Origin of the sequence: Pseudomonas sp. BRM28, from assembly GCF_002939405.1 — a bacterium.
GTDB classification, from domain to species: domain Bacteria; phylum Pseudomonadota; class Gammaproteobacteria; order Pseudomonadales; family Pseudomonadaceae; genus Aquipseudomonas; species Aquipseudomonas palmensis.
The window spans coordinates 481709-506628 of sequence record NZ_PEFV01000001.1 but is presented as its reverse complement, the minus strand read 5'-3'; the positions used below and the strand labels follow the sequence as shown (position 1 = coordinate 506628).

General features: G+C 64.5%; 24 protein-coding genes. 15 read left to right on the top strand and 9 right to left on the bottom strand.

Annotated elements, in window-relative coordinates; translation table 11 throughout:
• The first annotated feature begins 56 nt into the window (after window positions 1-56).
• Together CR917_RS02380 and CR917_RS02375 are read left to right on the top strand one after the other, a co-directional pair.
• Window positions 57-791 (top strand): monalysin family beta-barrel pore-forming toxin, encoded by a 735-nt coding sequence (locus tag CR917_RS02380; RefSeq protein ID WP_157811420.1) that lies wholly within the window; start codon window positions 57-59, stop codon window positions 789-791.
• A 10-nt stretch (window positions 792-801) separates the two neighbouring features.
• Window positions 802-1536, top strand: a complete 735-nt coding sequence (locus CR917_RS02375) for a monalysin family beta-barrel pore-forming toxin (RefSeq protein WP_054915074.1) — start codon at window positions 802-804, stop codon at window positions 1534-1536.
• Window positions 1537-1578: 42 nt separating this feature from the next.
• Here the strand turns inward: CR917_RS02375 and CR917_RS02370 are convergent, their stop codons facing one another.
• From CR917_RS02370 to CR917_RS02340, 7 genes are all read right to left on the bottom strand, one after another.
• Window positions 1579-2949 carry a hypothetical protein gene (locus CR917_RS02370; RefSeq protein WP_104571857.1) on the bottom strand — a complete coding sequence of 457 codons (1371 nt, stop codon included), beginning with the start codon at window positions 2947-2949 and terminating at the stop codon, window positions 1579-1581.
• A 4-nt stretch (window positions 2950-2953) separates the two neighbouring features.
• Window positions 2954-4390 carry a DUF6384 family protein gene (locus tag CR917_RS02365; RefSeq protein ID WP_104571856.1) on the bottom strand — a complete coding sequence of 479 codons (1437 nt, stop codon included), beginning with the start codon at window positions 4388-4390 and terminating at the stop codon, window positions 2954-2956.
• Window positions 4390-5529, bottom strand: a complete 1140-nt coding sequence (locus CR917_RS02360) for a merozoite surface protein 3b (protein ID WP_104571855.1) — start codon at window positions 5527-5529, stop codon at window positions 4390-4392. Before CR917_RS02360 ends, CR917_RS02365 begins: the two co-directional genes overlap by 1 nt.
• Before the next feature lie 145 nt (window positions 5530-5674).
• A complete protein-coding gene (gene leuA, locus CR917_RS02355) occupies window positions 5675-7348 on the bottom strand; it encodes a 2-isopropylmalate synthase (protein ID WP_043860402.1) in 1674 nt (557 codons plus the stop codon).
• Window positions 7349-7658: 310 nt separating this feature from the next.
• Window positions 7659-8483, bottom strand: a complete 825-nt coding sequence (locus tag CR917_RS02350) for a M23 family metallopeptidase (protein WP_104571854.1) — start codon at window positions 8481-8483, stop codon at window positions 7659-7661.
• Window positions 8484-8486: 3 nt separating this feature from the next.
• Window positions 8487-9866, bottom strand: coding sequence for an exodeoxyribonuclease VII large subunit (gene xseA / locus CR917_RS02345; protein ID WP_104571853.1), 1380 nt, complete (start codon window positions 9864-9866; stop codon window positions 8487-8489).
• 113 nt (window positions 9867-9979) lie between these two features.
• Entirely contained in the window at window positions 9980-10861 is an 882-nt protein-coding gene (locus tag CR917_RS02340) for a LysR family transcriptional regulator (protein ID WP_058541449.1), read from the bottom strand.
• A gap of 112 nt (window positions 10862-10973) precedes the next feature.
• Between CR917_RS02340 and CR917_RS02335 the strand changes: the two genes are divergently transcribed.
• The 4 genes from CR917_RS02335 to guaA all read left to right on the top strand — a co-directional run bounded on the left by CR917_RS02335 (window position 10974) and on the right by guaA (window position 15542).
• On the top strand, window positions 10974-11756 hold the full coding sequence (locus tag CR917_RS02335) for a sulfite exporter TauE/SafE family protein (protein ID WP_370408961.1): 783 nt from the start codon (window positions 10974-10976) through the stop codon (window positions 11754-11756).
• Between the two features lie 17 nt (window positions 11757-11773).
• Window positions 11774-12331 carry a hypothetical protein gene (locus tag CR917_RS02330; protein ID WP_054915068.1) on the top strand — a complete coding sequence of 186 codons (558 nt, stop codon included), beginning with the start codon at window positions 11774-11776 and terminating at the stop codon, window positions 12329-12331.
• An 84-nt stretch (window positions 12332-12415) separates the two neighbouring features.
• Window positions 12416-13885 carry an IMP dehydrogenase gene (gene guaB / locus CR917_RS02325; RefSeq protein ID WP_043860652.1) on the top strand — a complete coding sequence of 490 codons (1470 nt, stop codon included), beginning with the start codon at window positions 12416-12418 and terminating at the stop codon, window positions 13883-13885.
• 79 nt (window positions 13886-13964) lie between these two features.
• Window positions 13965-15542 (top strand): glutamine-hydrolyzing GMP synthase, encoded by a 1578-nt coding sequence (guaA, locus tag CR917_RS02320; protein ID WP_043860651.1) that lies wholly within the window; start codon window positions 13965-13967, stop codon window positions 15540-15542.
• A gap of 105 nt (window positions 15543-15647) precedes the next feature.
• On the opposite strand, the gene CR917_RS02315 is transcribed toward guaA, so the two are convergent.
• Entirely contained in the window at window positions 15648-16487 is an 840-nt protein-coding gene (locus CR917_RS02315; RefSeq protein WP_054915067.1) for an IclR family transcriptional regulator, read from the bottom strand.
• A 233-nt stretch (window positions 16488-16720) separates the two neighbouring features.
• On the opposite strand from CR917_RS02315, the gene CR917_RS02310 reads away from it, so the two are divergent.
• The 7 genes from CR917_RS02310 to CR917_RS02280 all read left to right on the top strand — a co-directional run bounded on the left by CR917_RS02310 (window position 16721) and on the right by CR917_RS02280 (window position 21533).
• On the top strand, window positions 16721-17977 hold the full coding sequence (locus CR917_RS02310) for an FAD-binding oxidoreductase (RefSeq protein ID WP_054915066.1): 1257 nt from the start codon (window positions 16721-16723) through the stop codon (window positions 17975-17977).
• Window positions 17978-18002: 25 nt separating this feature from the next.
• Window positions 18003-18359: a RidA family protein gene (locus tag CR917_RS02305; protein ID WP_104571852.1), complete on the top strand. Its 357-nt coding sequence runs from the start codon at window positions 18003-18005 to the stop codon at window positions 18357-18359.
• A gap of 31 nt (window positions 18360-18390) precedes the next feature.
• The gene (locus CR917_RS02300) at window positions 18391-19155 is read left to right on the top strand and encodes an ABC transporter substrate-binding protein (protein ID WP_054915064.1); all 765 of its coding nucleotides are present in this window, start codon (window positions 18391-18393) and stop codon (window positions 19153-19155) included.
• A 52-nt stretch (window positions 19156-19207) separates the two neighbouring features.
• Window positions 19208-19870, top strand: coding sequence for an amino acid ABC transporter permease (locus CR917_RS02295; protein WP_054915063.1), 663 nt, complete (start codon window positions 19208-19210; stop codon window positions 19868-19870).
• A complete protein-coding gene (locus CR917_RS02290; RefSeq protein WP_054915062.1) occupies window positions 19867-20595 on the top strand; it encodes an amino acid ABC transporter ATP-binding protein in 729 nt (242 codons plus the stop codon). Before CR917_RS02295 ends, CR917_RS02290 begins: the two co-directional genes overlap by 4 nt.
• 81 nt (window positions 20596-20676) lie before the next feature.
• On the top strand, window positions 20677-21075 hold the full coding sequence (locus CR917_RS02285; RefSeq protein WP_058541451.1) for a heme-binding protein: 399 nt from the start codon (window positions 20677-20679) through the stop codon (window positions 21073-21075).
• 104 nt (window positions 21076-21179) lie between these two features.
• Entirely contained in the window at window positions 21180-21533 is a 354-nt protein-coding gene (locus tag CR917_RS02280) for a helix-turn-helix domain-containing protein (RefSeq protein ID WP_043860650.1), read from the top strand.
• Window positions 21534-21535: 2 nt separating this feature from the next.
• On the opposite strand, the gene CR917_RS02275 is transcribed toward CR917_RS02280, so the two are convergent.
• Window positions 21536-22084, bottom strand: a complete 549-nt coding sequence (locus CR917_RS02275) for an NAD(P)H-dependent oxidoreductase (RefSeq protein WP_104571851.1) — start codon at window positions 22082-22084, stop codon at window positions 21536-21538.
• Window positions 22085-22282: 198 nt separating this feature from the next.
• Here CR917_RS02275 and CR917_RS02270 point away from each other — a divergent pair, with 198 nt between their 5' ends.
• Entirely contained in the window at window positions 22283-23197 is a 915-nt protein-coding gene (locus CR917_RS02270; RefSeq protein WP_058541552.1) for a LysR family transcriptional regulator, read from the top strand.
• A gap of 34 nt (window positions 23198-23231) precedes the next feature.
• Entirely contained in the window at window positions 23232-24689 is a 1458-nt protein-coding gene (locus CR917_RS02265; protein ID WP_104571850.1) for a gamma-aminobutyraldehyde dehydrogenase, read from the top strand.
• Window positions 24690-24920: the final 231 nt, after the last annotated feature.

Sequence of the window (24920 nt, the reverse complement as noted above, 5' to 3'; positions counted from 1 at the left end):
TGTCGCGGCCTCCCTAGTATCGAAAACTCATGGGTTTTCTGCAGGGAGTGCATACCTTGGACGACGAAATCGAACACGCTACAAATCCGCGACTCAGCGGCTACGCGGTCAAGACCGGGTCCTATTCGCTCGAGCGCCACCTGATCGGCGGCAAGCGCCTGGCACCCGGCTGCTGGGTCAACGGCAAGACCGTCTACGGCGATATCCGCATTGGCTCCAGTGCCTGGGCCACCTACACCCGACCGGTGTTCGCCTACCTGTCAGCGGTGGATACCCTGCGGCTCAACGGCCTGAGCAACCAGCGCCATGCCATCACCTTTGCCCAGGGCCACAGCAAGCAGTTCATCCGTGAAGTGGACGCGCCCTATTCGGTGTCGTCGGCCATCGAGCGGGTCAATATCCTCTCCAGCCTGCACACCGGCTTTGTCGACGACATCGCCTGGGGGGCGCCGAACGACAACCGCCTGACGCTGCTGCTGCCCGGCAGCGGAGTGTTCGCCATCTACCAGATGAACCTGGTGTATGCCCATTGCGCGACCTCGGCCGGACAGCTGAGCAAGGCGTTTCGCACCAGCAAGACGCTGGCCACGCAGGGGCGTACCGACCTGTACTTCCTGTCGGCCATCAGCACGGCCGTGTATGTGGCGGTGGCCGATGCCGCGGCCACCCCTCCGATTGCCTGGGATGCCCTGCAGCGCAAGGTGCTGACCGAAGGTTACGAGGTTGAATGCAATGCCGGCGCCTGGTCGTTCGATTTTTCCGCAAGCCAGAAGATTCACTACAAGTACTGAGGGAACCGTCATGAGTGAAGACAACGTGTTTGGCGCCGACTCCCCCGCACAGCGCGGGAGCTACCACATCGACAAGTACCTCTTTGGCGGTGACAAGGTACGCCAGGCCTGCTGGATAAAGGATGCCACCGAGTTCGGCCAGATGTACGACGGCAAGCGGTGGTGGGACATGTATTCGGTGCCGGTTGCCGCTTACGTGGAGCATGTCGGCACCGTTCAGGTGCCGAGCAACGGCGAGGATGAACGCACCTTCGAGGTCACCCATGGCTTTACCCGAAGCTTCAGCCGTACCACCGAAGTGTCTGGTGGCGTGCAGCTGGAATTCAAGGGCGTGGGGGTGAGTTCAGAGGTCCGGGTATCGTTCCAGGCTGCGCAAAGCTGGAACGACTCCACCACCCAGAAGCACACCCGCAAGCTGGTCGGCCCCGGGGTGTTCTATGCCTATCAGGTGCACATCCTGTATGCGCACTGTGTGATGGGCGCGTCGGAGATCGATTACTACTTCGAGCACAACAAGGTGCTGCCGATTCTCGATGCCAACGCGCAGGTGATGCGCGAAGACCTGATCTACCTGTCGTCGGTTGCCACCGACACGCTGGTCACGGTGCTGGAGGAGGCCTCGGTGGACCCGCTCGGCTGGGACGAACTGCAGAAAAAGGTGTTGTTCGAGCACTACAGTTCCCGGAAGAACGCGGGCTGCTGGCGCTTCGATTTCAGCGTGAACGAGCGCTACCCGCGCGGGTGATGCGCCGCGCTGGCCTGCGTCGGCAGGCCAGCGGGCATGCCATCAGAAGCTGTCCGAGGTCCTGAAGCCGCCGCCCCCGCTGCTGTCGGAGCTGGAGAAGCCGCCACTGCTGCTGGAGCTGCTGCTCGAACTGCTGGAACTGGAGCTGCTCCAGCTCGACCCCGAGCTGCTACTGCTGTACGAGCTGCGCTCGACGGCGACGCGCGGCACCAGTTCGCGGTGTTCGCGGATGGTCCCGACCAGATAGCCCAGGGTGACATCGCGGGTCATGTAGTCCGACAGCAGACGTTCGATGCCCAGCGTTGCCTTGTACTGATAGCCGTCGTCTCGGAAGAAGTCGGTGCGCAGCGCGCGCTCCAGCTCCTTGGCCCGGTCATAGGACTGCTGGGCCAGGCCATGGGTCTGGCGCGCCTCGGCCAGTGCCCGTTCCACACCGTCGACCTGCGGGTACAGCCGCTGCAGCTGCAAGGCGATCTGGTCGTCTGCGGTATCGGGGGTCTTCTTCACCTGCTCGAGCAGTTGCTCGATGCTCTTGGCCTGCAACTGGTCGGTGAGCCACTGGCGGGCACGCAGGTAGTGCGGGTCCTGGTTGTGGGTGAATGCGGTCAGTTGCGCGTGAATGTCGTTGGCCTGCTGCTTGCTGGCCACGGTCTGCTTGTACAGCGCCTTGTGCGCTTCGCGCAGCGGCTCCATGCCTGCCTGCTGCTGGGCGTCGGCCAGTTGCTGGCCGGTGCTTTGCTCCAGCGCGGCAATGTGCGCGTCGCGTTCGAGCTGCAGTGCCTCGTTGCGCTGCTGCATGTTGAGCAGGTTCAGCTCGTTGCTGCGGTTGCCGCTGTAGTCGACCTGCCTGGCCAGCCAGCCATCGAGCCAGCGGCTGATGCGGCCCAACCGATACTGTTCGGTACCGAAATCACGATCACGCAGGAAGTGGTAGATCGGGTTGCGGCCGAACATCGGCAGCTTGTCGGCACACTCCTGGCGAATGTCGGCATACCCGGTGACGGTTTCGAGGTTGGCGGCGATGGCCTGTTCCAGCTGGTGCATCTGCGCCGTGTAGGTCGGGTCCTGGGCCAGTTGGTCGCGGGCCTGGCGGTCGAGGTCGTCGAGGCGCTCCTGTACCTGCGCGGTCGCCTCCAGCGACTGGGCGATCCGCTGCTCGACCTCCAGCAGCTGCTGGCGCAACTGCCCCTGGGCCAGCTGGCGTTCGTGCAGGGCCTGAACCACCTCGTCCTGCAGCGACGGGGCGTGCTCCAGCTGCAGGGTCGCGATGCTGCGCAGGCGGGTCAGGATGTCCTGTTCGAGCGCCATCTGGCGCTCGGTGGCACTGGCCAGTTGTTGTTCTGCGTCGCGCAGCACGTGCTCGAAACTGCGTGCATTGTCGGCGACGATACCGATGAGCTTGCTGGGTCTCATGTCATCACCAGTCCAGGATCATGTCGGGTTTGGCGACACGTTGGTTGAATTTCAGGCTCAGCATGTTGGCAGGCTTGCTGCCCATGGCGAGGTCGTCGATGTGGCCGTCGCTGAGTTTGTCTTCCTTGACCTTGAGGTACTCGGCCTGGCTGACCCGTACACCAAAGTAGGACGCCCAGCGCGATTCGCCGGTTTCCGAACTGGTGACCGGCACGCTGATCGGGTTGCCGGCGGCGTCCACGGCCTCGACCACCAGGTACCAGCTCTTGCCCTGCAGGGAGTCACCGCCCTGGTTGCACAGCGCCTGGTCATAGCAGCGCTCGACCCCCGACTTGACGCCGTAGCGGTCCACCACCCGCAGCTCCAGTGCCTGACGGGCGAACACCAGCAGGCTGTCAAGCGTCGACAGGTGGCCGCTGGCCTGGCGTGCCTGCAGGGCGTCGATGGCCTTGTCGACCTGGGCGGCCTGGGCACGCACCACCCGCAGGTCGTTCGGCGGCAGGCGCAGGGCGGGCAACTGCTGCTCGATTTCGTCCAGGCGCCGGATCAGCGGCTGGACCTGCTGAATGCGATCGAGCTGGCTTTCGAGCTCACCGACTTCACGGTCGACCACCTCGATGCCCTGGGTGTCGGCGTTGCCGATGGCCTGGTCGGCCACCCGGGCCTGCTGCGCCATCACCCCGAAACGCTTGGCGCCTGCGGTGAACGCCGGGTTGTGCAGTACGGCCTGCAGGCGGCTGCGGGCATCGATAATGGCCTGGACGTCGTTCAGGCCCTTGTCGGCCTGCCTCAGTTGCGCGCGCGCCGACTGGGTGTTGCGTTCGTAGGTATCGAGGTCCTGCTGCACGCTGTCGCGGTTGTCGCTGTCGATCAGTTGCGGCCACGGTCGGTGCGTCAGCAGTGTCTGAACCTGCGTCAGCCGCTCGGCAAGCGGCACCAGCAGGCGCGTGACCGCGGGCTCGGGCTGTTGCGCGACGGCTTGCTGCAGCGCATCGAAGCGCGACTGGTGCTGCGCAAGGTCGGCGCTCAGATCGCTGCTGCGATACTCGGCCGTACGGACGTTGTCCTGCACCTTGGAGGTCTTGGCGGTGTCGTTCACCACCCGGGTGCACTGTACGGCCAGCAGCGCGACGACGATCAGTTGCAGGATGCGCATGAGCTTCCTGCGGTTGAGCAGCAGGCGCGTGGTCAGGCGTTGCAGTGCGGTCTGTTCGGGCGCCTCGAAGGCCAGGCGCCGGGCGAAGAACGCCCGCACACCCTGTTCGATCAGCGCATCGTCATAGGCGATGCCCTGGGCCTGGTAGTAGGTGCGGATACGCTCGGCGACTTCAGCGCGGCGCTGCGGCAGGTTCAGGTGCTCCTGCACCTGCATCTGCTGATGGCGCAGCTGGTCGACCACCGCCATCGCGCCCAGCTGTTCGGACAGAGGAACACTGCTCATCAGGCGGCCTTGGTCAGCAGGGCGGCGAACTTGCGCTTGGCCTCTTCGACGGCTTCGGCGATATCCCGGGCGGCGTTGCTCGACTCTGCGCGGTAGGTGTCGGCCATCTGCTTCATGTCGGTCTGGAACGACAGCGTGGCGTCAGCCAGGGCGCGCACCGAGTCGACCTTGATGGTCGAGCCGTAGCTGGCCTTGACCGCGGCTTCGAGCTGCTGGTTGCCGGTGCTGCCCAGCGACTCCAGGCCCTGGCTGATGCCGTCGGTGGTGGCATTGAGGGTGTGGGTGGCTTCGGCCAGGCCGCTGTTGGCGGTGAACGACACGGCAAGCCCGGTGAGTACCACTTCGTTGGTGGAAAAGAACGACACCATGCGCTGGTATTGACGCTCCTTGATCACGTGCACCTGATTGATACGTGCAAAGACCATTTCGGCGGTGTTGTAGCCGACCTTCAGGTCATCGGCGATGTCCTTGATGATCTGGTAGCGCTTGTCTTCGTCCTGCAGGGCGCGCACGGCTTCATCGCGGCCCAGTTCCAGCGCGGCGCGTGCGGCGGGCTCGGCGCTTTCGGCGTCGGCGACCCGGGCGTTGGCCTCGTTCAGGGCCAGGGTGCGCTGCTGCAGGGCCTCGCCAGCGATGGCCAGCACCTGCTGGGCTTCCACCTCGGCGGCTTTCATGGCCATGCGAAAGTCCATGTACGACTCCAGGATCACGCTCTCGCGGGCGATCTGGTTGTTGGCCGACTTGCACACCTTCAGGTAGTTTTCGCGGATATCGGCAAAGCGGCTGGGGATGGAGCCGCGACGCACGTTCATCCAGGTCAGCTTGATCTTTTCCATCGCGTCCAGGCGCCCGTCATCCATCCAGCCGGCCATGGCGGCGGCGTCCTCGCGGATGGAGGTGAAGCTCTGCGTGATGTCCATGAAGCGCGTGGAGATGTCCATGCCTTCGATCTGCTCGCGCACCATGCTGTTGAAGCTGGTGGCCTGCTGCAGCACGGTGGCGATGGAGGTGACCTTGGTGGTGTCGTAGTGGGCCACGCGGTCCAGCAGTACCAGAACCGGGGCATCCTGAACGGGCTGGATGAAGTTGATGCCGATGGTGCGCAGGCTGGTGAGTGCCCGTTCCAGGTAGTGGCTCATTGAGTGTCCTTACAGGTGTGGCAAAAATAATGAGGCCGGCAGTATACCGAGCACGCCAGCGCCCCGCAGGCTTTCGCACAACCAAAAAAATGCCCGCCTCCGTATCAGAGGCGGGCATTGCATGCAGCAGCGGGTCAGTTGGCGTTTACGCCGCCTTAGCAGCCTGCTGGCTCAGCGAGCGGTTCAGTGCGCTGAACAGCGCCTTGAAGCTGGCGGTGGTGATGTTTTCATCGATACCCACGCCGTGCACCGGACGACCGCCAGCCACGCGCAGTTCGATGTAGGCCGCCGCCTTGGCGTGGGTGCCGGCACCGATGGCGTGCTCGTTGTAGTCCATGATTTCCACGGCTACCGGCAGGCCGGCCACCAGGGCCTCGAGGGCGCCGTTGCCCTTGCCGCGCCAGTGCAGGGTGGTTTCGCCTTCACCGGCCACTTCCACTTCCACGGCGCTGTGGCCGTTCTCTTCCTGCAGGCGATGGCTGACCAGCGCATACGGGGCGTTGGCTTGCAGGTACTCGCTCTGCAACAGCTTGTAGATCTGCTGGGCGGTCATTTCCAGGCCCAGGCGGTCGGTCTCGCCCTGTACCACCTGGCTGAACTCGATCTGCATGCGGCGTGGCAGGCTGATGCCGTATTCCTGTTCGAGCAGGTAGGTGATGCCACCCTTGCCCGACTGGCTGTTGACGCGGATCACCGCCTCGTAGCTGCGGCCGATGTCGGCCGGGTCGATCGGCAGGTACGGTACTTCCCACAGGGTGTCTTCTTTCTGCTGGGTGAAGCCCTTGCGGATCGCATCCTGGTGCGAGCCGGAGAACGCGGTGTGCACCAGGTCGCCCACATACGGATGACGCGGGTGTACCGGGATCTGGTTGCACTCTTCGACCACCTTGCGCACGCCGTCGATGTCGGAGAAGTCCAGCTCCGGGTCCACGCCCTGGGTGTAGAGGTTCAGCGCCAGAGTCACCAGGTCGACGTTGCCGGTACGCTCGCCGTTGCCGAACAGGCAGCCTTCGACACGGTCGGCGCCGGCCATCAGGCCCAGCTCGGTGGCAGCCACGCCGGTGCCACGGTCGTTGTGGGTGTGCAGGCTGATGATCACGCTGTCACGGCGCGACACGTTGCGCCCGAACCACTCGATCTGGTCGGCATAGATGTTCGGGGTGGAAACTTCCACGGTGGCTGGCAGGTTGAGGATCACCTTGTGTTCGGGGGTCGGGTTCCACACCTCGATCACCGCGTCGCAGACTTCCTTGGCGAACTCCAGTTCGGTAGCGCTGAAGGTCTCTGGCGAGTACTGGAACGTCCAGTGGGTTTCCGGCTGCTGGGCGGCGTACTTGACGAACAGCTTGGCCGCGTTCACCGCGATGTCCTTGACGCCCTGCTTGTCCTGGTTGAAGACAATGCGGCGGAATGCCGGGCAGGTGGCGTTGTACAGGTGCACGATGGCCTTCTTGGCCCCGCGCAGCGATTCGAAGGTACGTGCGATCAGGTCTTCACGGGCCTGGGTCAGCACCTGGATGGTGGTGTCGTCCGGGATGTGGCCGTCTTCGATCAGGGTGCGCACGAAGTCGAAGTCGGTTTGCGAGGCCGATGGGAAGGAGGCCTCGATTTCTTTCACGCCCACGCTGACCAGGGTCTTCCAGAAGCGCAGCTTCTTGACCGCATCCATCGGCTCGATCAGCGACTGGTTGCCGTCGCGAAGGTCCGAGCTGCACCAGATCGGCGCGGCCGTGATGGTCTTCGAGGGCCAGGTGCGGTCAGGCAGGTTTACCTGAGCGAAGGCACGGTATTTTTTCGAAGGGTCTTTGAGCATGGTCATGAAAGCAATCCTTATTGTGCGGCCTTGAAAGGGGCCCGCCGAACGTACAAGTGATGAATGGGCGAGGCGACGCGATTCAGCTTGGTAGTCGGGCACTGACCAGGCAAAGGCTGCGATGTTGGCGAAGCAGGATGAGGGTGTGCGTGGTTTTCATGGGTTCAACCCTAACCAGTGGGCTGAACGATGGCAAGCACTGCAAAAAAATTGAGAGGAATGCTTAAAAACTGAAGAATGTCGTGATTTTATAGCGCCTACCAATCAAAAAGACCGCGCCAGTTGCGCGGTCTTTTTGATTGGCGCAAGACGCTGATCAGGGCTGGAAGGCCCCGATGAAGATCGCCGGATCGACCCGTGCGTCGTTCAGGCTGACGTTCCAGTGCATGTGCGGCCCGGTGGCGCGGCCGGTGGAGCCCACCCGTCCGACGATGGCGCCACGGCTCAGTTGCTGGCCGGGTTTCACGTCGATCTTCGACATATGGCAGAACATGCTGATGAAGCCCTGGCCGTGGTCGACGAACACGGTGTTGCCGTTGAAGAAGTAGTTGCCGATCAGGATCACCTTGCCGTTGGCCGGGGTCTTGATCGGGGTGCCGGCGGGCACGGCGAAGTCCAGGCCGGCATGCGGGTTGCGTTCCTCGCCGTTGAAGAAGCGGCGCACGCCGAACTTGCTCGACAGCGGTCCGTTGACCGGCTTGTCGAGGAGCAGGTTGCTCGGCAGGTTGGGGCTGAAGCTGCGGTAGGCCTTGAGCTGCTCGGCCAGCTCGGCGTCGATGCGCTTGAGGTCGGCCGGGTTGGGGTTGACCTGGCGCTGGTTCTTCAGGGTGATGCGCTGCTCGGGGTACTTCTTGCTGGCGACCGTGAAGCTCAGGGTGCGCTCGCCCTGGGTCAGGCTGGCGGTGCCGGGCTTCTGGGTCAGCGGCAGGCCGACAATGGCCAGCCAGGTGTCCTGCTCGCGTACCACCAGCACCGGCTTGCCGTCGAAGCGTGCCTGAGGGGCCTGGGCGGCGGGGCCGAGGTCGACCACCGCGACGCCGCCGGGCACCGGCTTGTTCAACTGGCGGGTGATGTAGCTGGCCTGGGCGGTGCCGGCGAAGGCCAGGCAGAGGGCGAGCAGCGGGGCAAACAGTCGGGGCATGAGTCAGTCCAGTAGAGAGAGCGTGACCGGAGTCAGGTGGTTGTCTTCGACCCGCACCTGCAGCTCGCCTTCGCCCAGGCGGGCGGTCAGGCGCTGGCCGTTGCGGGTCTGCGCGGCGCTGCGGATGGCCTGGCCGCGCTCGTCGAGCAGGATGCTGTAGCCACGGCTGAGGGTGGCCAGCGGGCTGACCACCTGCAGTGTCTGCACCTGCACCTGCAGGTGCTGGCGGCGGGTGGCGAGGGTCTGGCGCATGGCTCGCGGCAGGCGCTCGGCGAGGTTGTCCAGGCGTTGCTTGAGCAGCGCCAGGGCACGCCCGGGGTGCTGCGCGGCCAAGCGGGTCTCCAGGCGTGCCAGGCGTTCGCGGCGCTGGTTCAGGCGCTGCTCGAAGGCGCGGCGCAGGCGCATGTCCAGGTCGTCGAGGCGCTGGGCCTGCTGGCGCAGGCGTTCGCCGGGGTGGCGCAGACGCCGCGCCAGGCTGTCCAGGCGCAGCCGGTCATGGGCCAGGCGGTTCTGGATGCGCAGCAGCAGGCGGCGTTGCAGGCTTTCCAGGCGTCGGCCCAGGTCGCTGCTGTCGGGGGCCAGCAGTTCGGCGGCGGCCGAAGGGGTGGGGGCGCGTACGTCGGCGACGAAGTCGCTGATCGACACGTCGGTTTCATGCCCCACGGCGCTGACGATGGGCGTGACGCAGGCGGCGATGGCACGGGCGATGGCTTCTTCGTTGAAGCACCAGAGGTCTTCCAGCGAGCCGCCGCCACGGGCCAGGATCAGCGCGTCGAAGCCTTGCGCATCGGCGCGTTGCAGGGCCCGTACGATCTGGTTGATGGCTTCGCGGCCCTGCACGGCGGTGGGTATCAGGGTCAGCTCCACCTGCGGGGCGCGGCGGCGGAACACGCTGATGATGTCGCGGATCACCGCGCCAGTGGGCGAGCTGACGATGCCGATACGCTGCGGGTGGGCGGGCAGGGCGCGCTTGCGTTCACTGCTGAACAGGCCCTCGTTGCCGAGCTTTTCCTTGAGCGCGTCGAAGGCCAGGCGCAGGGCGCCGTCACCGGCCGGTTCGACGGTGTCGAGGATCAGCTGATAGTCGCCGCGCCCCTCGAACAGCGAGACCTTGCCACGCACCTTGACCGCCAGGCCGTCGCGCAATGCCTGGCGCACGCGGGCGGCGTTGTTGCGAAACAGTGCACAGCGCACCTGGGCGCCGCTGTCCTTGAGGGTGAAGTAGACGTGGCCGGAGGCGGGCCGGGCGAGGTTGGAGATTTCGCCCTCGACCCAGATGTTGCTGAACACGTCCTCGAGCAGCACGCGGGCGCGGCCGTTGAGCTGGCTGACGGTAAGGACCTCGCGGTCCAGGCCGAGTCTTTCGAAAGGGTCTCTGATCATGCGGGGCATCATAAAGGGAATCGTGCGGTCTTTGCAGTCCCGGCAGGCGGCGGCGCTGCTTGCCGGCTCCTACAGGTCATGCGCGGTCTCTTGCAGGAGCCGACGTTGCCGGCTCAGCCCTGCATGTGCTCCACAAACTGATGCACCAACGGCCCGGCATCGCGTCGATAGGCCAGCGCCACCGTACTCACGCACCCCGCGTCGGCCAGCGGCACGAAGCGCAGCGCCGCCGGCGCGATATCGCGCATGCACCGTGGCAGCAAGGCCACCCCGAACCCGGCCTGGATCAACTGCAACTGCGTGGTCTTGCGCGACACCACCCGCGCAGCCCGAGGGAAGAACCCTTCACGCATGCACAGCTCGGCCGACAGGTAGCTCAAGCCACCGCGCTGGCGGTGCGGGATGGAAATGAACGCCTCGTCGCGTAACTGCGCCAGGTACACGCTGGGCTCATCGGCCAGCGGGTGGTCTGCGGCCACCGCCAGCAGCAGCGGCTCGTCGAACAGCGGCTGCACGCACAGCCCTTCGTGCTGGCGCAGCACCGGCAGGCGCAGCAGGCCGAACTCCAGGCGACCTTCGGCCAGTTCCTCCAGTTGCGCCTCGGAAGATAGCTGCGCGATGTCCATCGACACGCCGGGGTTGTGCTGCAGGTAGCCCGTGAGCCGATCCAGCAACGCGCCGGTCAGCGGCACCGTGCTCGAATGGCTCAGGCGCAGGCTGCCGCGCAGGCCCTGACCGATTTCGGTGGCCAGGCGGCAGGCCTTTTCCAGCTCGCCCAGCAGGTTGCGGGCCCGCGGCAGAAACGCCAGGCCCGCTGCGGTCAGGCGCGGCTGGCGGGCGGTGCGTTCGAACAGCGGGGTGGCCAGCTGACTCTCCAGCTCCTTTATCTGCCGGCTCAGCGCCGACTGCGCGACGAACAGGCGCTCGGCGGCAGCACTGAAACTGCCGGACTCGGCAATCTCGACGAAGTAGCGCAATTGTCGGGTGGAGATCATGAGGGATGCCTTTTCGAGATGGCTGATGGCGCAATTGCATATTAGTCGGCATGGCTGGCCAATGGCTAAAGTTCGTCTGAACGCTGCCTCACTCACGACTCAGGCATACACCATGCTCTCCACACTGCTCGACTCGCTCCCTTTCACTGCGCTCCAATGGCTGCCGATACTGCTTGGCATCGGCGTCGCCTACATCGTGTTCGGCATCGCCGGCTTCGGCACCGCGCTGGTCGCCGGGCCGGTCCTGATCAACTTCATGCCGCTGTCGCGCATCATCCCGTTGCTGGTGCTGCTGGACTTCGTCGCTGCCTTCGGCAACTGGCTGCCGGCGCGCAAGGCCGTGGTGCGCGGCGAACTGCTGCGACTGCTGCCGTGCATGGCCATCGGCTGCACCCTGGGCGTGGTGTTCCTGCTCAACCTCAAGTCCGACCTGCTGCTGTTGCTGATGGGCCTGTTCATCAGCGCCTATGCGCTCTACAGCCTGGCGGTGAAGGTCAAGCCGGCGCGCCTGAATGCCGGCTGGTCGGTGCCGATGGGCATCACCGGCGGCCTGTTCGGTGCGCTGTTCGGCAGCGGCGGCTTCCTCTATGCCATCTACCTCAATGCCCGGCTCGACGCCAAGGAGCAGGTGCGCGCGACCCAGAGCGCGCTGATCAGTTGCAGCACCGTGGTGCGCCTGAGCCTGTTCCTGATTGCCGGGGTATACGCCGACCTGCCGTTGCTGCTGCTTGCCCTGTGCCTGCTGCCGATGATGTTCGCCGGCCTGTGGGTGGGGCGCCGGCTGACCCTGAAGATGTCCCGAGAAACCTTCGTGCGGCTGGTCACCTGGCTGGTGCTGGCCAGCGGCATCGCGCTGATCGCGCGCTACCTGAGTGAGGTAAACTGGCACCTTTAACCTGTTCGGCCGCCTTCATGACATTCCAGAGCATCATCGTCCCCAAGATCTCCACCGTGCCGGTGCACGAGCCGCGCGCCCGCGCGATCCTGCGCTGGCTGGTACGCGAAAAGGTGATCGAGGAACAGCTCAGCACCTGCGGACGCACCGGCAACCGCATGGGCTATGCCATCGCCGAGGGTGCGCGCAAGGTGGTCGAGCGGCCGCAGTTGCTACCGTACGGCCAGCCCGTCAATGGCCTGGAAGTCATCTACAAGCGCTGCATCTATACACCTACCGAAGGCTTTCTCGAAGAAGCCGGCTGCGCCGAGTGCCGCCGGGAAGTGGGGGTGGAGCTGTTCGCCAGCCTGGAAGAGTGGATGCCCGGCATCAGCGACAACTTCACCTGCCCGCGCTGCGGCCATGAAGACGACATCAACGGCTTCCTTTACCTGCAGCCCTGTGCCTTTTCCAACCTGGGGTTCATCTTCAACAACTGGGGCGAGGCCGGTTTCAAGCCGTCTTTCATCGATGCCTTTGCCGACTGGCTCGACCAGCCGGTGGCAGTGGTGCAGGTAAAGCTGCAAGACAACTGACCGAAGGCCCATCTTTACATTGAGTCACACGGCGCGCATGAGTATAATGGCGCGCTTCCATTTTCCCGCCCGGGAGCCCCCGCGATGCTGCGTATCAGCCAAGAAGCCCTGACCTTCGACGACATTCTCCTAGTACCCGGTTACTCCGAGGTGCTACCTAACGAAGTCAGTCTCAAGACCCGTTTGACCCGTGGCATCGAGCTGAACATTCCACTGGTTTCCGCCGCCATGGACACCGTGACCGAAGCCCGTCTGGCCATTGCCATGGCCCAGGAAGGCGGCATCGGCATCATCCACAAGAACATGACCATCGAGCAGCAGGCTGCCGAAGTGCGCAAGGTCAAGAAGTTCGAGGCCGGCGTGGTCAAGGACCCGATCACCATCGAGGCCGACGCCACCGTACGCGACCTGTTCGAACTGACCCGCCTGCACAACATCTCCGGCGTGCCGGTGCTGCACAACGGCGACCTGGTCGGCATCGTCACCTCCCGTGACGTGCGCTTCGAAAACCGCCTCGACGCCACCGTGCGTGAAGTGATGACGCCCAAAGAGCGTCTGGTCACGGTCAGCGAAGGCGCCGACAAGAACGAGGCCCGCGAGCTGCTGCACAAGCACCGCATCGAGCGCGTACTGATCGTCGACGACAAGTTCGCCCTCAAGGGCATGATGACCGTCAACGACATCGAGAAAGCCAAGGCCTACCCGCTGGCCAGCAAGGACGACCAGGGTCGCCTGCGCGTCGGTGCTGCAGTGGGTACCGGCAAGGACACCGGCGACCGCGTGACCGCACTGGTTGCTGCCGGCGTCGACGTGGTGGTGGTCGACACCGCCCACGGCCACTCCAAGGGCGTTATCGACCGCGTGCGCTGGGTCAAGCAGAACTTCCCCGACGTGCAGGTGATCGGCGGCAACATCGCCACCGGCGCAGCCGCCAAGGCCCTGGCCGAAGCCGGCGCCGACGCGGTCAAGGTCGGTATCGGCCCTGGCTCGATCTGCACCACCCGTATCGTCGCCGGCGTCGGCGTGCCGCAGATCAGCGCCATCGCCAATGTGGCTGCCGCGCTGGAAGGCACCGGCGTACCGCTGATCGCCGACGGTGGCATCCGCTTCTCCGGTGACCTGTCCAAGGCCATCGTCGCCGGCGCCAGCGCCGTGATGATGGGTTCGATGTTCGCCGGTACCGAAGAGGCCCCGGGCGAGATCGAGCTGTTCCAGGGTCGTTCCTACAAGGCCTACCGCGGCATGGGTTCGCTGGGTGCGATGTCCCAGGCCCAGGGTTCCTCGGACCGCTACTTCCAGGACTCCTCGGCCGGTGCCGAGAAGCTGGTACCGGAAGGTATCGAAGGTCGCGTGCCGTACAAGGGCACCCTGACCGCGATCATCCACCAGCTGATGGGCGGCCTGCGTTCCTCGATGGGTTACACCGGCAGCGCCAACATCGAAGAAATGCGTACCAAGCCCGAGTTCGTGCGCATCACCGGTGCCGGCATGGCCGAGTCCCACGTGCATGACGTGCAGATCACCAAGGAAGCGCCAAACTACCGCGTAGGTTGATGCTCCTGGCAATACCTGTAAGCGGGGCTGTTCACGACAGCCCCGCGTCGTTTCCGATTACCACTGACGAGATTGAGTCATGGCCCTCGACATTCACGCTCACCGTATCCTGATCCTCGACTTCGGTTCCCAGTACACCCAGCTGATCGCCCGCCGCGTGCGCGAAATCGGCGTGTACTGCGAACTGCACCCGTTCGACATGGACGACGAGGCGATTCGCGAATTCGCCCCCCGCGGGATCATCCTCGCCGGCGGCCCCGAGTCGGTGCACGAAGCCGACAGCCCGCGCGCGCCACAGGCCGTATGGGACCTGGGCGTACCGGTATTCGGTATCTGCTACGGCATGCAGACCATGGCCGAGCAACTGGGCGGCAAGGTTGAAGGTTCCGAGCTGCGCGAGTTCGGCTACGCCCGTGTCGATGTGGTCGGCAAGAGCCGCCTGCTCGACGGCATCGAAGACCACGTCGACGCTGACGGCGTATTCGGCCTGGACGTGTGGATGAGCCACGGTGACAAGGTCACCCGCATCCCGGAAGACTTCCACATCCTGGCCAGCACCCCAAGCTGCCCGATCGCCGGCATGTTCAACGATGATCGCGGCTACTACGGCGTGCAGTTCCACCCGGAAGTGACCCACACCAAGCAGGGCGGTCGCATCCTGTCGCGCTTCATCCTCGACATCTGCGGCTGCGAAGCACTGTGGACCCCGTCGAAGATCGCCGAAGACGCAATCGCCCAGGTGCGCGCCCAGGTCGGCACCGACAACGTGCTGCTGGGCCTGTCCGGCGGCGTGGACTCCTCGGTGGTTGCGGCGCTGCTGCACAAGGCCATCGGTGACCAACTGACCTGCGTGTTCGTCGACAACGGCCTGCTGCGCCTGCACGAAGGCGAGCAGGTGATGGCCATGTTCGCCGAGAACATGGGCGTCAAGGTGATCCGTGCCAACGCCGAGGACCAGTTCCTGAACAACCTGGCCGGCGAAGCGGACCCCGAGAAGAAGCGCAAGATCATTGGTCGTACCTTCATCGACGTGTTCGATGCCGAGTCGAACAAGCTGCACAACATCAAGTACCTGGCCCAGGGCACCATCTACCCCGACGTGATCGAGTCGGCCGGTGCCAAGAGCGGCAAGGCCCACGTGATCAAGTCGCACCACAACGTCGGTGGCCTGCCGGAGGAAATGAACCTCAAGCTGGTCGAGCCGCTGCGCGAACTGTTCAAGGACGAAGTCCGTCGTCTGGGCCTGGAGCTGGGCCTGCCGTACGACATGGTCTACCGTCACCCGTTCCCGGGCCCGGGCCTGGGTGTGCGCATCCTGGGTGAAGTGAAGAAGGAATACGCCGACCTGCTGCGTCGTGCCGACCACATCTTCATCGAAGAGCTGCGCAAGGCCGACTGGTACCACAAGGTCAGCCAGGCCTTCGTGGTATTCCAGCCGGTGAAATCGGTGGGCGTGGTCGGTGACGGCCGTCGTTACGCCTGGGTGGTGGCGCTGCGTGCGGTCGAGACCATCGACTTCATGACCGCGCGTTGGGCGCACCTGCCATACGAACTGCTGGAAACCGTCAGCGGCCGCATCATCAACGAGATCGAAGGCATCTCGCGCGTCACCTACGACGTATCGAGCAAGCCGCCTGCGACGATCGAGTGGGAATGATGCACGCCCTGAACTGACCGGCACCCGCCAGCCAGAAAGCCAAAAGCCCGCCTAATAGCGGGCTTTTGGCTTTCTGGCTGGCGGCATCTGCACCATGCGCTTCATTCACGGCTTGTCATAAGGAACATCCCGCACCTTGCCATAGCCGATCTGGAACGGCTCCATCGCACGGAAGGTAGGCGGCGTCGTGGAGATCATCCTGGCGGTGTGGATCAGCTTCGGCACAAGCTCCGCAACCGCTCGCTCGAAGCTCCAGTAGGCCGTCGACACCGACAGGTTCACCGCCGCCACCGCCTCGCCACGAATGTTGTACACCGGCACGGCAAAGGCCAGGTCGCTGAGGTAGAACTCCTCGATGCTGTAGGCGAAGCCAGTCTCCCGAACCTTGGCGATGATGCTCGTTAGCGTTTCGACGTCGGTAATCGTGTGCGGTGTGAATCTGGGCCGATCCACACCGGTGAGAATGTGCCTGATCTGCTCATCGGGCAGCGCCGAGAGAAAGGCGCGGCCTGCCGACGAGCAGAAGATCGGCAGTCGCCTACCGACGGGCATGTGCACGACGGCGCGATGCGGGCTGGGGAATCGCCCGATGTACACCATCTCGTGCCCATCGCGTTCGGCCAGGTTGACCGTCTCGCCGGTCTGGCGGTTCAGGTCCAGCAGGTAAGGGTTGGCTCGCTCCAGCAGCACGTGCGCCTGTAGGTAGCGGTAGCCGGTATCCAGGGTGCGAGGCGACAGCGAGTAGCGCTTGGATGCTGCGTCCTTTCGTAACAGGCCCAATGTGACCAGGGTATGAGTGAAGCGCTGAGCCGCACTTTTGGTAACACCCGCAGCTTCTGAAATTTCTTTCAGGTTCATCGTCGGCCGTTCGGCCGTGAATGCATCGAGGACGCCGAGGCCGGTGGCCAGGGCCTGGACAAACAGGGGGGACTCGTTTGGCTCCATGAAACTCTCCAGACCAACGTGGTGCAGCAGTGGCGTGCCGAGCACTGAATTGGGGCGTAACGGTGAAAAATGGCCCGCCGAGGGGGCTGCCTGACGAAGCAAGTCTAACCGCTCATACCGTTGTGAAATATCACACTCGAGTTTGCTCGTATTGCTGTGCGATACATTGATATCAGATTCGGTACAGGCTCTGCATCCTCTCGGGGACTCATCCATCAAGAGCCCTGTACAAGATGCCCACTACTCAAGCTCGCAAACCCGAAGCGATCGTCATCGGCGCCGGAATAGTCGGCCTGTGTACCGCCTACCATCTGCTTGCGACGGGCGTTTCGGTAACCGTCATCGATCCCGGTGCTCCGGGGGCGGAGTGCTCGTCCGGCAACGCCGGCTCGATTGCCTCCGGTGCCGTGGCCCCCCTGGCCATGCCCGGCGTGTTGAAGCAGGCGCCGCGCATGCTGCTCGACCCCACGGGGCCGTTGTACCTTCCCGCCAGTTACCTGCTCACGGTGGCGCCGTGGATGGCGCGCTTTGTTGCCGCCTCGCGACCGGCCAGGGTTGCGCAGATTGCCCAGGCCCTGCATGCATTGCTGGGGGATGCGACAACCCAGCACAAGGCCATCGCCGCCAAGGCTGGCTGCCGTGAACTGATCGCGGAAACGGGTCAACTGCACCTTTACCCCGATCAGGCCAGCCTGGAGAAAGACAACGCCGGCTGGGCCCTGAAAAAACAGCATGGGCTCGACGCCCGGCATGTCACGGGCGAAGAGATCCGAGCGCTGGAGCCTGCGCTCGGGCCGATCTATCAAACCGGCTACTACCTGCCCGATCAGCTGTGGGTCCGGGAGCCGCAGCGCTACGCCACAGTCATTGCAGAGCATCTGAAGACGCGCGGCGTGAGGTTCATCCGCGATCGAGTGCAACGCCTGGCACGGGATACCAGCGGCTGGCGCGTTGGCGCCCAGTCCGGGGACTACTGTGCGGTGCAGGTGGTTGTCGCTGCAGGTGCCTGGTCTGCTCAACTGCTGCGCCCGCTGGGGGTGAAGGTTCCGCTGGAAACACAACGCGGCTACCACCTGCGTTTTCCCCACGGCGGCGTGGAGCTTCAGCGCATCGTGGTTCTCGCAGACCGCAAGGTGTTCATGACGCCCATGCAGCAAGGGCTGCGGGTTGCCGGCACCGTCGAGTTCGGCGGCCTGCAGCGAGCGCCAAGCAGCCCTCGCGCGCAGTTGCTCGCCGCTCACGCCAAGGCAGGGCTTCCAGGCCTGGACATTCGTGCTGCCACCGAGTGGATGGGCCACCGTCCGTGTCTCCCCGATTCGCTTCCGGTGATTGGCGAGCTTCCCGGGCACACGGGCCTGTGGTGCGCGTTCGGCCACGGCCACCTCGGGTTGACCGGATCGGCGGGCACGGGACGCTTGCTGGCTCTGGCCATGTCAGGGTCTGTCGATGCCCAACGCGACTTGTTGCCCTTTTCGATCAGCCGTTTCTGACCTACTCACACCCCAGGAGATGACCATGAACAACGCCATCACGCGCCACCAGACCAACGCCCGCATGAGCCGCATTGTCGTGCATGCGGGCACCGCCTACTTTGCCGGGGTTGTCGCCGCCGAGCGAAGTGGCGATATCAAGGCCCAGACGACCGAGGTTCTCAAGCGCATCGACGCGTTGCTCGCTTCTGTCGGCAGTGACAGCACCCGACTGCTCACTGCGCAGATCTGGCTCAAGGACATCGCCACCGACTTCCAGGGCATGAACGAGGCCTGGGATGCGTGGGTACCGCATGGCTGCGCGCCCACCCGCGCCACTTGCCAGGCCCTGCTGGGTGCCCCCGACATGCTCGTGGAAATCATCGTTACCGCAGCTGTGTGACCTTCACTCTGCGAACAACAGGAGACGTCCCATGCTCACCCGATTGATCAAACTGACCACCTGTGCGGCACTGACTCTTCCCGTACTGCTGGGCACTGCCCAGGCCCAGGACACACTGCGCGTCGGCGCCACACCCACTGCGGTGCCCTTCAACTTCCTGGACACCAGGACCAACACGCTTCGGGGCGTGATGATCGATATCACCCAGGCGCTGGGCAAGGAGCTTGGTTTCACGCCCGAGCTGCGTCCGATCCCCTTCGGTGGCCTGGTGCCGTCGTTGCAGACGGACAAGATAGACATGATCAGCTCTGCTTTCGCCATGAATGCCCAGCGCGCCCAGGTGGTCGACTTCTCCGACGAACTGTTCGCCTACAGCGAGGAGGTGATTGCCAACAGCCAGGACACGACGGCGTACCACAGCAGCGCCGACTTCGCCGGCAAGAAGGTCGGCGTGCAGACTGGCACCGTGTCGGTGGAACCGATGAAAGCCCAGCAGGGCATCAAGGAGCTGCGGATGTACGACAGCATGTCCGACATGATTCGCGAGGTGGCCCTGGGGCGTATCGATGTTGCCGTAGGCGATGGCCCGGTGATGCTCTACACCGTGCAGCAGTCCGGCTCCAGCAAGCTGCGCGTTGCCGATGACTACCAGAAGCAGATCCGTATCGCGATCGGCGTGGCGGTGCGCAAAGGCAACAGCGAGCTGCTCGCCCGAATCAATGGCGGTGTAGCCAAGCTCAAGGCCGACGGTACGCTCGACGCGATCCTCACCAAATGGAACGTCAAGAAACTCTGATTCGTGATCACGGCCACCGCCCGACGGTGCCCGCATGTGAGGATGCAATCCTATGTTCGAAGGTTTTTTCAGCCAGGCAGTCGAGTACTTTCCGATACTGATGGAAGGTGCCTGGACAACGATCGGCATCACCCTGTGCGCGCTGCTCATCAGTACCTTGCTGGGGTTGTTCTGGGCGCTGTTGCGGGTCAGCAGCGTGCGCTGGCTGGCCGAAGGCTCGCGCTACCTGACCAATGCCATTCGCGGCATCCCGATCATCGTCATTCTGTTCTACCTGTACTTCGTGTTGCCGGAAATGGGCGTGGACATGAGTGCGTTCCAGGCCGGTGCCATGGGGCTCGGGCTTGCCTATTCCGCCTACATGGCCGAGGTGTTTCGCTCGGGTATCCAGGCCATCGACCCCGGTCAGAACGAGGCGGCGCACTCCATCGGCATGAGCCGCGCAATGACCATGCGCCGGGTGATCCTGCCCCAGGCGTTGAAGATCGCGCTGCCGCCATACAGCAACAACATGATCATGCTGCTCAAGGACTCCTCCCAGGCCTCGATCATCACCGTGGTCGAGCTGTCGATGCAGGGCAAGCTGATCGCGGCAGCATCGTTCAACAACGCCAACATCTTCACCCTGGTTGCCCTGATGTACCTGTGCCTGAGCCTGCCTCTGATGGGGTTGGCCGGCTGGCTCGAACGCAAATACAAAAGGAGTGCCCGATGATCCGCATCGACAACATCACCAAGTCGTTTGGTCCGCACCAGGTGCTCCATGGCATCAGTGCAGAGATCCGTCAGGGCGAAGTGGTTTGCCTGATCGGCCCTTCGGGCTCGGGCAAGTCCACGGTGCTGCGTTGCATCAATGGCCTGGAGCGCTACGACGGCGGCGTGATCAGCATTGACGGCGTCACGGTCGACGCCAGCTCCGGGAACATCCGCCAGATCTGTCGCTCGGTGGGTATGGTGTTTCAGCGGTTCAACCTTTTCCCCCATCGCACCGTCCTGGAAAACGTGATCGAGGGCCCGGTGTACGTAAAGGGTGAACCCGTCGACAAGGCCCGCAAGCGTGGCAAGGAACTGCTCGACCGTGTCGGCCTGGCCGCGAAGTACAACGCCTATCCGCCGCAGCTTTCCGGCGGCCAGCAGCAGCGCGTGGCGATTGCCAGGGCACTTGCCATGGAACCCAGGGCCATGCTGTTCGATGAGCCCACCTCGGCGCTCGACCCCGAGCTGGTCGGTGAGGTCCTGGCCGTCATGAAGAGCCTGGCCCAGGAAGGCATGACCATGGTGGTGGTGACCCACGAGATGGGCTTCGCACGCGCCGTGTCGACCCGCACGCTGTTCCTTGAAGGCGGCTCGATCGTCGCCGAAGGGCCATCGGCGCAGATCCTGAGCAACCCGACCAACGAGCGCATGAAGGACTTCCTGCGCCGGGTATCCCATTCCTGATCGCGGGCGTAGCTCAAGCATTTTCGGGCATCGCGCATCAGGTGCGTGGCTGCCTCAACATGACCAGACGAGAATCCAGACATGCAGCACAAAGCCGTACTGAGCCACACAGATGTTCGCCGGATCCTGGACGCCGCCTGCGCGCAGGCTCGACAGAACGATTGGGAGGTCGCCATCGCGGTCGTCGATGACGGTGGCCATCCGCTCGCGCTTGCGCGCCTTGACGGGTGCGCTCCGATCGGTGCCTACATCGCATCGGAAAAGGCCCGGAGCGCGGCGCTGGGGCGGCGCGAGACCAAAGGCTACGAAGACATGGTCAACGGTGGGCGCACGGCGTTTGTTGGTGCCCCGTTGATCACGCCGCTCGAAGGCGGTGTGCCGATCATCGTCGACGGCCAGGTGGTCGGTGCAGTGGGGGTGTCCGGAGTCAAGGCGCAGCAGGATGCGCAGGTCGCCAAGGCGGGCGTCGCAGCGCTGTGATCCGTTGGCGGTGTATCCAGGCGTCGATTAGCCTCAAGTTGCCCCGGCCGCAGGTGCGCTTGCTATCCTGCACGCCTTTGCGCCCCAGCCAGGAGAAACCGGTCATGGTCAACCGCGTGTTCAACTTTCCCATCGACGCTACCATCGAGGCCATCGGCGGGCGCTGGAAGTGCTCCATCCTGTGCCACCTGATGGAAGGCCCCAAGCGCACAGGCGAGCTGCTGCGCCTGATGCGCCCCTTGTCGTCGAAGGTGCTCACCGAGCAACTCAAGGAGTTGCAGGGCGATCTGCTGGTCGAGCGCGAAGCCTTCCCTGGCAAGGTGCCCAAGGTGCTGTATCGGGTGACCGAGCACGGCCGCACCTTGCAGCCGATCATCGATGCGATGTGCCAGTGGGGTGCCCTGCATTCAGGTAATGCGCTGGCCACCGAGACACCGCCGGCGCCCGCCGAAGGCTGAACTCAGGCTGCCTGGGCAAATTGGCGCAGGTAATCCAGGTAACCTTCGGCGTTGGCCTCCAGCTCCGCCGGGTCGATGGCGTACTCGGCGCCATAGAACACCCACGGGCGTACCGGCAGTGCTTCGATGTAGCGGAGGGTGACTTCCAGCGGGCGCAGCAGTTCGTCCAGGCTGTAGCTGTAACGCCCGCCGGCCCTGTAATCGTCTTGCCTGATGCCGGCAGAAATCGCCATGCCAACACGTTTGCCCGCCAGCTGGCGCTGCCCTTCGCCGTGGCCGTAGGCAAAGTCGTGGGTGAGCACTTCGTCCTGCCATTGCTTGAGCAGCGGCGGGGTGCTGAACCAGTAGAACGGGAACTGCCACACGATGCTGTCATGGGCGCGAACCAGTGCCTGCTCGGCTTCCACGTCCAGCGCGCCGCCCAGGGGATACACCTCGTACAGGCGGTGCAGGGTGACGTTCATGTCGCTGGCTTCAAGGGCTTTCAACCAGGCCTGGTTGACCACGGATTTTTCCAGGTTGGGGTGGGCGAGAATGATCAGGGTGCGCATGGCTCGGGACTCCATTGATTGAGGCGGGCAATCTAGGGCGGGCGCCAGATCCCCACAAGTACGCACCTTTTTGTAACCACCCGGGGCCGCCCACGCGGTTTCACGTTGAACCGCAGGCGCGGCGGTTTTCAGCAAGCCATCGATAAAAAAGATATACACTCGCCTGCATCTATAAAAACAACGTACCGGGTAATGCCCATGATGACTCTGCGTCAGATCCGCCACTTCATTGCCGTGGCCGAGACCGGTTCGATCTCGGCTGCGGCCCAGGCGGTGTACATCTCCCAGTCCACCCTGACCCTGGCCATCCAGCAGCTGGAACAGGAAATCGGCGTGAGCCTGTTCAATCGCCACGCCAAGGGCATGCACCTGACCCACCAGGGCCATCAGTTCCTGCGCCAGGCGCACCTGATCCTGGCCACGGTGGACAACGCCAAGCGCAGCCTGCAGCAGAGCACCGACCAGGTCGCCGGCCAGCTGGTGGTGGGGGTGACCAGCCTGGTGGCGGGTTACTACCTGGCCGACCTGCTCACGCGCTTCCAGCGTGCCTACCCCAACGTCGAAATCCGCGTGATGGAAGACGAGCGACCGTACATCGAGCACCTGCTGGTCAGCGGCGAAATCGATGTGGGCGTGCTGATACTCTCCAACCTTGAAGACCGTCACGCCCTGCAATCGGAGGTGCTGACCCACTCGCCCTACCGGCTGTGGCTGCCGGCCCAGCACCCGTTGCTCGAACACGACAGCATCAACCTGGGCGACGTGGCCCGGGAGTCGCTGATCCAGCTGAACGTCGATGAGATGGACCACACCGCCCAGCGCCAGTGGGCGCAGGCCGGGCTGCAGCCGCGCATCACCCTGCGCACGGCCTCGACCGAGGCGGTGCGCAGCCTGGTGGCAGCGGGCCTGGGGGTGTCGATACAGCCTGACATGACCTACCGCCCGTGGTCGCTGGAAGGCGACATCATCGAGGCCCGCCCGATTGCCGACCTGACCCAGACCCTCGACGTGGGCCTGGCCTGGCGCCGCGGCACGGCGCGCCCGGCGCTGGTCGACCCGTTTCTGACGGTCGCCCGCGAGCAGCCCCACGGCGGGCGCAAGTCATCCCTTTAGCCGCATGGCCACACCACAAGAAGGAACCCTGCACATGCCAGTCGCGCAGACCCCGTTGTCCACCGCACTCCTGATCGATGGCGAACTAGTCGCAGGCGAGGGCGTCGTCGAGCCGATCCTCAACCCGGCCACCGGCCAGGTGCTGACCCCTATCGCCGAAGCCAGCGCCGAGCAGACCGAGGCCGCGATCCTGGCCGCCCACCGCGCGTTCGCCGGTTGGGCCCGCACCACGCCGCAGCAGCGCTCCAACCTGCTGCTGGAGATCGCCAGTACCATCGAGCAGCACGCCGACGCCTTCGCCCGGCTCGAAGCGCTGAACTGCGGCAAGCCGCTGCACCTGGCGCGCAAGGATGATCTGAGCGCCACCGTCGATGTGTTCCGCTTCTTCGCCGGCGCGGTGCGCTGCCAGACCGGTCAGCTCAGTGGCGAATACGTACCCGGCTACACCAGCATGGTGCGCCGCGACCCGATCGGGGTGGTGGCATCGATCGCGCCGTGGAACTACCCGATCATGATGGCCGCCTGGAAGATCGCGCCGGCCCTGGCCGCAGGCAACACCCTGGTGTTCAAGCCGTCCGAACACACCCCGCTGTCGATCCTGGCCCTGGCGCCGGCGCTGGCGCGGATCCTGCCGCGCGGGGTGATCAACATCATCTGCGGCGGTGGCGAGAACGTCGGCGCTCACCTGGTCGGCCACCCCAAGGTCCGCATGGTCTCGCTGACCGGCGATATCGTCACCGGGCAGAAGATCCTCTCCACAGCGGCCAAAACCCTCAAGCGCACCCACCTGGAACTGGGCGGCAAGGCCCCGGTGATCGTCTGCGACGATGCCGACCTGCAGGCGGTGGTCGAGGGCGTGCGTGCCTATGGCTACTATAACGCCGGGCAGGACTGTACCTCGGCGTGCCGGGTCTACGCCCAGGCCGGCATCCACGACCGGCTGGTGGCCGAACTCGGGGCTGCGGTCAGCAGCATTCGCTATGCCGGCACGCACGATGCCGACAACGAGATCGGCCCGCTGATCAGCACGCGCCAGCGCGACCGGGTGTCCAGCTTCGTCGAGCGCGCCCTCAGCCAGCCGCACGTGGAGTGCGTCACGGGTGCGGCGATGCATGCCGGGCCCGGGTTCTACTACCAGCCGACACTGCTGGCAGGCTGCCGGCAAACCGACGAGATCGTCCAGCGCGAGGTGTTCGGCCCGGTCGTCACCGTGACCCGTTTCGACGAGCTGGCCCAGGCCGTGGACTGGGCCAACGACTCCGAATACGGCCTGGCCTCGTCGGTGTGGACCCAGAACCTGGACAAGGCCATGCAGGTGGCGGCGCGCCTGCAGTACGGCTGCACCTGGATCAACAGCCATTTCATGCTGGTCAGCGAAATGCCCCACGGCGGGCTCAAGCGCTCGGGCTACGGCAAGGACCTGTCCAGCGACTCGCTGCAGGACTACAGCGTGGTGCGGCACATCATGGCGCGCCACGGGCAGCACCTGTAGGCCGCTACCCCCGGTGCACGGGGAGCATTCGATTTAATCGAATGCTCCCTTGAGTTTTTAGTAATTGTCGATCCGCTACCCGTGTCTTAGTGTCTGGCCCCATACCGGCCTGTGCCCACCGTGCAGCGCCTGGACAAGCGGTCCATCGGCTTCGGCGATCGGCTACCGCCACAACAATAACCAGACACCCACCGCCCAGGCGGCCCCTCTGACTCGTCTGCCATAACTACA

Excerpts from the sequence above, each read along its gene's own strand:
- CR917_RS02375 (WP_054915074.1), top strand. The coding sequence starts at position 802 with ATGAGTGAAGACAACGTGTTTGGCGCCGACTCCCCCGCACAGCGCGGG.
- CR917_RS02370 (WP_104571857.1), bottom strand. The coding sequence starts at position 2,949 with ATGAGACCCAGCAAGCTCATCGGTATCGTCGCCGACAATGCACGCAGT.
- CR917_RS02365 (WP_104571856.1), bottom strand. The coding sequence starts at position 4,390 with ATGAGCAGTGTTCCTCTGTCCGAACAGCTGGGCGCGATGGCGGTGGTC.
- CR917_RS02360 (WP_104571855.1), bottom strand. The coding sequence starts at position 5,529 with ATGAGCCACTACCTGGAACGGGCACTCACCAGCCTGCGCACCATCGGC.
- leuA (WP_043860402.1), bottom strand. The coding sequence starts at position 7,348 with ATGACCATGCTCAAAGACCCTTCGAAAAAATACCGTGCCTTCGCTCAG.
- CR917_RS02350 (WP_104571854.1), bottom strand. The coding sequence starts at position 8,483 with ATGCCCCGACTGTTTGCCCCGCTGCTCGCCCTCTGCCTGGCCTTCGCC.
- xseA (WP_104571853.1), bottom strand. The coding sequence starts at position 9,866 with ATGATCAGAGACCCTTTCGAAAGACTCGGCCTGGACCGCGAGGTCCTT.
- CR917_RS02340 (WP_058541449.1), bottom strand. The coding sequence starts at position 10,861 with ATGATCTCCACCCGACAATTGCGCTACTTCGTCGAGATTGCCGAGTCC.
- CR917_RS02335 (WP_370408961.1), top strand. The coding sequence starts at position 10,974 with ATGCTCTCCACACTGCTCGACTCGCTCCCTTTCACTGCGCTCCAATGG.
- CR917_RS02330 (WP_054915068.1), top strand. The coding sequence starts at position 11,774 with ATGACATTCCAGAGCATCATCGTCCCCAAGATCTCCACCGTGCCGGTG.
- guaB (WP_043860652.1), top strand. The coding sequence starts at position 12,416 with ATGCTGCGTATCAGCCAAGAAGCCCTGACCTTCGACGACATTCTCCTA.
- guaA (WP_043860651.1), top strand. The coding sequence starts at position 13,965 with ATGGCCCTCGACATTCACGCTCACCGTATCCTGATCCTCGACTTCGGT.
- CR917_RS02315 (WP_054915067.1), bottom strand. The coding sequence starts at position 16,487 with ATGGAGCCAAACGAGTCCCCCCTGTTTGTCCAGGCCCTGGCCACCGGC.
- CR917_RS02310 (WP_054915066.1), top strand. The coding sequence starts at position 16,721 with ATGCCCACTACTCAAGCTCGCAAACCCGAAGCGATCGTCATCGGCGCC.
- CR917_RS02305 (WP_104571852.1), top strand. The coding sequence starts at position 18,003 with ATGAACAACGCCATCACGCGCCACCAGACCAACGCCCGCATGAGCCGC.
- CR917_RS02300 (WP_054915064.1), top strand. The coding sequence starts at position 18,391 with ATGCTCACCCGATTGATCAAACTGACCACCTGTGCGGCACTGACTCTT.
- CR917_RS02295 (WP_054915063.1), top strand. The coding sequence starts at position 19,208 with ATGTTCGAAGGTTTTTTCAGCCAGGCAGTCGAGTACTTTCCGATACTG.
- CR917_RS02290 (WP_054915062.1), top strand. The coding sequence starts at position 19,867 with ATGATCCGCATCGACAACATCACCAAGTCGTTTGGTCCGCACCAGGTG.
- CR917_RS02285 (WP_058541451.1), top strand. The coding sequence starts at position 20,677 with ATGCAGCACAAAGCCGTACTGAGCCACACAGATGTTCGCCGGATCCTG.
- CR917_RS02280 (WP_043860650.1), top strand. The coding sequence starts at position 21,180 with ATGGTCAACCGCGTGTTCAACTTTCCCATCGACGCTACCATCGAGGCC.
- CR917_RS02275 (WP_104571851.1), bottom strand. The coding sequence starts at position 22,084 with ATGCGCACCCTGATCATTCTCGCCCACCCCAACCTGGAAAAATCCGTG.
- CR917_RS02270 (WP_058541552.1), top strand. The coding sequence starts at position 22,283 with ATGATGACTCTGCGTCAGATCCGCCACTTCATTGCCGTGGCCGAGACC.
- CR917_RS02265 (WP_104571850.1), top strand. The coding sequence starts at position 23,232 with ATGCCAGTCGCGCAGACCCCGTTGTCCACCGCACTCCTGATCGATGGC.